This window comes from Candidatus Cloacimonadota bacterium, assembly GCA_012522635.1.
Lineage (GTDB): Bacteria > Cloacimonadota > Cloacimonadia > Cloacimonadales > Cloacimonadaceae > Syntrophosphaera.
Genome location: JAAYKA010000069.1, coordinates 1 through 7,427, shown reverse-complemented (window position 1 = coordinate 7,427; position 7,427 = coordinate 1). Strand labels below are relative to the sequence as shown.

Below are 7,427 nucleotides of genomic sequence, written 5' to 3'. Positions count from 1 at the left end.
GCCCACCTGAATTCATATTCCTTTTTCGCGCTCTATTATGACAACTATATGTCCCACGTGAATTATGAGCGCTGGGTTGACCTCCTCCTTTCCTGGCACCGGCGCGTGAGTGGCAAAGCGCCCAAACGCGTTCTGGAACTGGCCTGCGGTACCGCCAACGCCTCCAGCATCCTCGTTTTTCGGGGCTATGAAACCCACGCCTGCGACAGCTCGCCCTTCATGCTCCACGTTGCCGACCGCAAAAATTTCAAACCAACGCTGTTTCGCAACTCTTTGACAGACCCCATCCCGGGAGGCCCTTACGACCTCATTTTCTGCCTGTTCGACAGCTTCAACTATCTCACCAAAAAAGCCGACACTGCCAAGCTGCTGAAACATGCTTCCCAAGCCCTTGAGCCCGGTGGAACCTTCATTTTCGACATCTCCACCCTGCGCAACAGCCTGGAAAACTTTGGAGACAACACCAGTTTCACCCGCGTGCGGGATGGTTACATGCTCCAAATCTCCACTTATGAACCTCTTACCTATCGCCAGCTCACACATTTTTACCTTTTCCGCAAAAAGCTGAACATCTATGAACGATTTGAGGAACGCCACGTCCAGCGGGTCTGGCTGACCTTCGAACTAATCCAGCTTTGCGCCGATTCGGGCTTGGAACTGAAAGCCATCTTCGCGCCCGAAACCAGACCGAATTTGCTGAACCGGGACGCCAGCGACCTCGACAATCGCTATTGCCGCCTCTTTTTTCTGCTTAAAAAACCCAAATGAACCCCTTGTATGAACACGATTTGGCGCTGGGATTCAACAGCTTAATCGGTGTTGATGAAGCGGGACGCGGCGCCTTGGCAGGTCCGGTTGTGGTTGCCGCGGTCAAACTTGAACTGAATGCGCCCATCGCTGGCATCAACGACAGCAAAAAGCTTTCCCCCGCAAAACGTGAACGCCTTTTCGAGGAAATCATTGCCCAAGCCCGGGCCTGGCATATTGTTGAGATTGACAACGAGTGGATTGACGCCCACAACATTCTGCAAGCCACGCTGAGGGGAATGCTGCAGACAGTCCTGGAACTGGCAAAACCCGGTGACCACTGTCTCATCGATGGAAACCAAATGCCACTGGGGCTGCCCTGCCCCGCCACAGCGCTCATCGCTGGAGATTCACTTTCCGCCAGCATTGCCGCCGCCTCCATTTTGGCAAAGGTTCACCGTGACCGTCTGATGGTAAAACTTGGTGAAATCCACCCCCAATATGGCTTCGCGCGCCACAAAGGCTATCCAACCGCGGCGCATCTGGCAAGCTTGGTGGAACACGGCCCCTGCAGTGTCCATCGCAAAAGTTTTTCCGGGGTTTCTGTAATAAAATCTTGACTGATTTCCGCCGCTAACATTTACTGGACAGACTTGCTATTTATTTTGTTTGCATGGGCTTGCTGCCATTTTACGCCGCCTGCCCCTGAATTTTGAAATATAAAAAATAGATAAAGGAGTTCCAGATTATGGAAAAACTGATGCTCTTGGGCGACGAAGCCCTTGCGCAGGGAGCCCTTGATGCCGGGATAAGTGGATTTTACGGCTATCCGGGTACACCCAGCACAGAGATCATCGAATACGTTCAACGCAGCAAACAGGCCATCGAAGGCGGTGTCCACCGCGTTTGGTCTTCAAACGAGAAAACCGCCATGGAAGCCGCCATCGGCATGAGCTATGCTGGAAAACGCGCCATGGTGACCATGAAACACGTTGGCCTGAATGTCGCTGCCGACCCTTTCATGAATTCCGCTTTCACCGGTGCCAACGGCGGTCTGATTGTCACTGTGGCAGATGACCCCAGCATGCACTCCTCCCAAAACGAACAGGATTCACGCCTTTATGGCAAATTTGCCATGATTCCCATTTTGGAGCCTTCGAACCAGCAGGAATGCTATGACATGGCTTTCCACGCCTTCCAAATCTCCGAAAAATACCGGGTGCCGGTGCTGATTCGTCTCACCACCCGGCTTTCACATTCCCGGGCTGGGGTTCAGCGTCGCGAACCCATGGCTCAAAACCCCATGAAAAAGCCGGAAGACCCCTTCCAATTCATGCTGCTTCCCGCCGTCGCCCGCAAAAAATATAAACACCTGCTCGGGCTGCAGGAAGATTTTATCCAGGAAGCGGAAGATTCACCTTTCAACAACAGCAGCTTCGACGCCCCGGACCGCTCTTTGGGCATCATTGCCACCGGTTTGGCATACAACTATTTGCGTGAGGTTTACGGCGCCAAGCCCATCCCCCACCCCGTAATCAAAATCTGCCAATATCCGCTACCCCAAAAAGCCATTCATCAGCTTTATACAAGCTGCGACAAGCTGCTCATCCTGGAAGAAGGCATGCCCGTGGTGGAAGAAATGCTCAAAGGCCTTTCCTGGGATGGAACCAAGCCCATTCACGGCCGCCTGGACGGAACCATTCCCCGCGATGGCGAATTGAACCCCAACCGGGTTGCCGCCGCGCTTGGTCTGCCTTTTGAGGAAGGAAAGCCCGTTCCCGAAATCGTCAGCCCCAGACCCCCAGCTCTTTGCGTTGGCTGCCCCCACGCGGACAGCTTCCTGGCTCTAAACGAAGCGATGAAGGAATTTGGACGCGGCCACGTGTTCGGCGACATCGGCTGCTACACCCTCGGCTTCATGCCGCCCTACAACGCCATCAATTCCTGTGTGGATATGGGCGCCAGCATCACCATGGCAAAAGGCGCCGCGGACGCGGGTATCTATCCCGCAGTGGCTGTGATTGGCGATTCCACTTTCACCCACTCCGGCCTGACCGGTTTGCTGGATTGCGTTTACGAAAAAACCAACGTGGTCATCGTTATTCTGGATAATTCCACCACCGCCATGACGGGCGGACAGGATTACACCAGCTTTGGCCGCCTGGAAGAAATTTGTCTGGGAATTGGCGTTCCCCGCGAACACATCCGGGTTTTCACACCCCTGAAGCGCAACTGGGACGAAATGGTGCAGGTTTACAAGGAAGAGCTTGCCCACGAAGGCGTTAGCGTCATCATCCCACGCCGCGAATGCGTTCAAACCCTGATGAAAAAGAACAAGGATTTAATGGAGAAGCAAGCATGAAAAAAGACATCATCCTCGCGGGAGTTGGAGGCCAGGGAATCCTGACCATCGCTGCCATTTTGGGCAGAGCCGCCCTGAACCGTGGCTGGCATCTGAAACAGGCCGAAGTTCACGGCATGAGCCAGCGCGGTGGAGACGTGCAATCCCATCTCCGCCTTTCCGACACCGAAATCCACAGCGACCTCATCACCATGGGCCAGGCTGACATGATTCTCAGCGTGGAACCCATGGAAGCCTTGCGCTATCTGCCTTATCTGGCGCCAGATGGCTGGCTTATAGCGAACAAAACTCCCTTCAAAAACATCACCAACTACCCCGATGTCGAAGGCATTTATGCCGAAATCCGCAAACAGCCAAACCACGTGTTAATCGACGCGGACACCATCGCCAAGGACGTGAAAGCGCCTCGCGGCATGAACATCGTGATGCTGGGCGCTGCCGCCACCCATCTGGGTTTCAGCGCCGTAGAGCTGGGCAAGGCCATCCACCAAAGCTTCATCCGCAAAGGTGAAGCAATTGTTGAGGCAAACCTGCGCGCTCTGGACGCCGGCTTCAAGGCACAGTAAAAAACCACCTTAAAATAAAAATGGGGACGCCCTAAAAAAAGCGTCCCCTTCTTTTTTTGGGGTAAAATTGCTTGGTTTCCTCAGGCAATTTCCTGATGTTTTTTGGCAATCAATTCCGCCAATTCGGTCAATTCCTTTTTCGTGGCTTCCTTTGCCTCGCCTTTGCAAATCACCGCGCCCAAAACCTCGGCTTTCAGGTTCGGTAACAAGCCCAAAGTGCTGTCCACAACTCTGGTTCCCCAGCCGTAGGAGCCGATGATAGCGGCGAAACGAGCCTTGGGTTTCAACACGTTTGCCAAGATGGCGGCGTTTGCCACAAACGGATGAGGTCCAACGTGCACGGTGGGACTGCCAATCACGATTGTGGCGGCATCAATCAGGCTCATCGCCAGTTTTCCAATGTCGGTCACGGCGAGGTCAAAAAGCTCCACTTTCACGCCCAGACGGATGAGTTCATCGGTGAAATAATCCACCATTTTGGCGGTGCTGCCGTGCATGGAAATGTAGGGAATCACAACTTTGTTTTCAACGCGATCGCTGCTCCAATCCTCATACGCGGAGATAATCACCTCCGGCTTTTTCCAGATGGGACCATGGCTGGGCGCCACCAAATCGATATCCAGCGCCTTCACCTTTTCCAGGTTTTTCAGGATGAAGCTTCTGAAGGGCATCATAATCTCGGCATAATAACGTTTTGCCGATTCCAAAACCGCGGGATTGTCTTCCACGAAAAGCTCGCTGGTGGTCCAGTGTGAACCCAAAAAGTCGCAACTGAAAAGAATGCGGTCTTCTTCCAGATATGCCACCATCGTTTCCGGCCAATGCACCCAGGGTGTGTGAATAAAACGCAGGGTTTTGCCTCCCAGGGACAGCTTTTCCCCGTCTTCCATCACGCGGATATTTTCGGGGTCCAAAAGCAAATGCTCCACAATCAGGTCTTTGGCTTTGGGCGAGCAAACAACCTGCGCCTTTGGAAAGCGCTCCAAAAGCATGGGAATGCTGCCTGAATGGTCTTGTTCACTGTGCAGGGTGATGATGTAATCCAGGCTTTCAAGGCCTTCGAGGGTCTCAAAATATTTCTCCACAAAAGCGGGATCCACCGTGTCGATAATCGCCGTTTTTTCCGAGCCTTTTATCAGATATGAATTGTAACTGGTTCCGTCCGGAAGCGGAATCAGGCTGTCAAAAAGCCTGCGTCCCCAATCCTGAACGCCAACCGCGAATACATTATCTTTGATTTTTCTGAAGTTCATTCTTCATCTCTCCTTATTTTTCACGATTCCGTTAATAATATGCTAAACAAAAGCGACGCCATGGCAAGCGGTTACTTTTTGATGGCCTTGTAGCGTTTAACGTTTTATCGTTTCAATCCAATAATCCCCTTTTTATCCTCATCATCCTGTGCATCCCTAATCTATCAATAATCAGCGTTATCGGCGCAATCTGCGTGACAAAAAAAACTGCGAGAAACCCCACCTCGCCTATATATAGGACGAGTCCCCTGCAAACACCCCACGTTCCCCTAACCATTTGTGTCGCTTAACTTTGCCTTTGAAACATAAGGAATACATAAGGCGGCAAGCAAGGAAGCCTCAGATTTTTCTAATCGATTACAGCCCCGATAATCTCATCAATTTGGGGCTGGCGAGATGGCGAGTAGAAAGTATTCAGTTGTCAGTATTCCAGGCGTCACGCGCAGCGAAACGCTAAAACGATAAAACCTTTCAATCAAAATATCTGCGTTATCGGCGTAATCTGCGTGACATTTCTTCCGCGAGAATCTGCGTGAACCCAAAAACCCGGTTATTGACAAATAAAGGCTTATGGTTTTAGTGGCTTACCATGGATGATTTGATTGTATTCAGCGTGTTTGAAATAACCCGGCATCTGCGGCAAGTGGTGGAAACGCAGATCGAAGCGCTTTATGTGCGCGGCGAGATTAGCAATTTCACCCATCACCGCTCCGGCCACATCTATTTCAACCTCACCGACCCCAACGCCACCCTGCGTTGCACCTTTTTCCGTCCAGCGAATTTGAGCCTCAATTTCCAGCCGGAAGAAGGCATGGAAGTAATCTGCTTTGGAAAACTCACGGTTTATGAAAAGGGCGGAACCTACAACCTCAACGTGAGAAGTATGGAATTGGCGGGAAAAGGTGACCTGGCCAGACAATTTGAACTGCTCAAGCAAAAACTGCAGGAAGAAGGCCTCTTCGCCAGCGAACACAAGCAGAAACTGCCCCGCTTTCCCCAAAAAATCGGGATTGTGACCTCCCCCACCGGAGCGGCATTGCAGGATATTTTGAACATCCTGAAGCGGCGCTGGCCGGTTGAGATATTGGTCTATCCTTCTCTGGTGCAAGGAGATGGAGCGGCGCGTCAGCTTCTGGCGGGCATCCAGTATTTTGACAGTTCCGAAAATGTGGACCTCATCATCCTCACCCGCGGAGGTGGCTCGCAGGAAGACCTTTTTTGCTTCAACGACGAAGCGCTTGCCCGGGCAATTTTTGACGCGCGAACTCCCATCATTTCCGCCGTGGGTCACGAAATTGATTTCAGCATCGCCGACCTCGTTGCGGACGTTCGCGCTCCCACACCCTCCGCCGCTGCGGAACTGGCTGTGCCTGATAAAAAGGACATTTTGGCATATCTGGATTCGCTGGGCGCGCGCCTGAAAACATCCAGCCAAGCGAGAATGGAATATGCCAAGCGAAGTTTGGGTGACCTGGCTTTGGACCTGGAACGTGAGCATCCTGAAAGAGCTTGGCAATCGATGCAGCAAAGGGTGGATGGCGCCGCTTTGGACCTGCTGCGCTCCAGTTCCCGCTTCCAAGCCAAACTGCGCCAGGCTCAATCACGGATTAACCAAGCCCAAATCTCCATGCAAAACCATACGGCACAGACAGTTGAAACTTTGGAAAGACATTTGGAAACCCTTGCCCAAAAGCTGGAAACCGAAGCCGGGGAACGTTTTTGGGAGAAAAAGACACGCCTGGAAAAAGCCGAACTCAGCCTCCACAGCCTCTCACCCAACAAAGTGCTGGAACGCGGATTCAGCCTCATCACCCGGGGCGAAAAGATTATCACCTCGGCGCGGGATTTGAAGGTTGGCGATAACCTGAACCTGCGCCTCAAAGATGGCGACGCCGGCGCAAAGGTCGAAAACATCAGGCTTTCAAAGGACTCCGATGCCTAAATATATCCATTTTATCATTTTATCAATTTGCCTGTTCCTGCCCCTGGTTTTGAACGCGGAAGCCCGTGCCGTCTGGGTTTTGCCCTGGGGGATAAACACACCCCAAAAGGTGAGCAGAATGGTGGATGACGCTGTCGAGACCGGTCAGACAGACATATTTTTGGAGGTTCGCTACCGTTCCGACGCCCTCTACCAGCCAAACCGGAAGCCGGACAAATTCCCAAATCCCGAATATCGCAGCCATATCCTCAACGGTCAGACTTTTGACCCGCTGGAGCAGGTTTTGCGGGAAGGCCAAGCCCGTGGACTCAAAATCCACGCCTGGATTGTGGTGCTCAACGCCACCCCGGTGGATTCAGCCCTCATAGCAAGAAACTATATCTATAGCAATCACAGGGATTGGATAACTTTCGACCGCAATCTGTCACGACCCTCAGCCTCCGCGAACGCGGGTCATTTCATCGATCCCGGCATTCCGGAAGTGCAGCAACACATTCTGAACGTGGTGGGCGACCTCATCAGCGGCTATCCAGAATTGGATGGCCTGCATCTGGATT

At 52.4% G+C, this 7,427-nt stretch carries 7 protein-coding genes; 6 read left to right on the top strand and 1 reads right to left on the bottom strand.

Annotated elements, in window-relative coordinates; all coding sequences use genetic code 11:
• From GX135_03970 to GX135_03955, 4 genes are all read left to right on the top strand, one after another.
• Window positions 1-768, top strand: a 768-nt coding sequence (locus GX135_03970; protein NLN85248.1) for a class I SAM-dependent methyltransferase, incomplete at its 5' end; no start/stop codon positions are given.
• A complete protein-coding gene (locus GX135_03965; GenBank protein ID NLN85247.1) occupies window positions 765-1,367 on the top strand; it encodes a ribonuclease HII in 603 nt (200 codons plus the stop codon). The genes GX135_03970 and GX135_03965, both read left to right, overlap by 4 nt.
• A 128-nt stretch (window positions 1,368-1,495) precedes the next feature.
• Entirely contained in the window at window positions 1,496-3,109 is a 1,614-nt protein-coding gene (locus GX135_03960) for an indolepyruvate ferredoxin oxidoreductase (GenBank protein NLN85246.1), read from the top strand.
• The gene (locus GX135_03955) at window positions 3,106-3,675 is read left to right on the top strand and encodes an indolepyruvate oxidoreductase subunit beta (protein ID NLN85245.1); all 570 of its coding nucleotides are present in this window, start codon (window positions 3,106-3,108) and stop codon (window positions 3,673-3,675) included. The genes GX135_03960 and GX135_03955 overlap by 4 nt, the downstream gene beginning before the upstream one ends.
• Window positions 3,676-3,755: 80 nt before the next feature.
• Here the strand turns inward: GX135_03955 and GX135_03950 are convergent, their stop codons facing one another.
• The gene (locus tag GX135_03950) at window positions 3,756-4,928 is read right to left on the bottom strand and encodes an FprA family A-type flavoprotein (GenBank protein NLN85244.1); all 1,173 of its coding nucleotides are present in this window, start codon (window positions 4,926-4,928) and stop codon (window positions 3,756-3,758) included.
• A 589-nt stretch (window positions 4,929-5,517) separates the two neighbouring features.
• On the opposite strand from GX135_03950, the gene xseA reads away from it, so the two are divergent.
• Both xseA and GX135_03940 read left to right on the top strand, forming a co-directional pair.
• On the top strand, window positions 5,518-6,870 hold the full coding sequence (gene xseA / locus GX135_03945; protein NLN85243.1) for an exodeoxyribonuclease VII large subunit: 1,353 nt from the start codon (window positions 5,518-5,520) through the stop codon (window positions 6,868-6,870).
• A partial coding sequence (locus GX135_03940) for a family 10 glycosylhydrolase (protein NLN85242.1) occupies window positions 6,863-7,427 on the top strand: 565 nt, incomplete at its 3' end. The genes xseA and GX135_03940, both read left to right, overlap by 8 nt.

Bases quoted from the DNA above. Each gene is read 5' to 3' on its own strand.
- GX135_03955 (NLN85245.1), top strand. From the start codon at position 3,106: ATGAAAAAAGACATCATCCTCGCGGGAGTTGGAGGCCAGGGAATCCTG.
- GX135_03950 (NLN85244.1), bottom strand. From the start codon at position 4,928: ATGAACTTCAGAAAAATCAAAGATAATGTATTCGCGGTTGGCGTTCAG.
- xseA (NLN85243.1), top strand. From the start codon at position 5,518: ATGGATGATTTGATTGTATTCAGCGTGTTTGAAATAACCCGGCATCTG.
- GX135_03960 (NLN85246.1), top strand. From the start codon at position 1,496: ATGGAAAAACTGATGCTCTTGGGCGACGAAGCCCTTGCGCAGGGAGCC.
- GX135_03965 (NLN85247.1), top strand. From the start codon at position 765: ATGAACCCCTTGTATGAACACGATTTGGCGCTGGGATTCAACAGCTTA.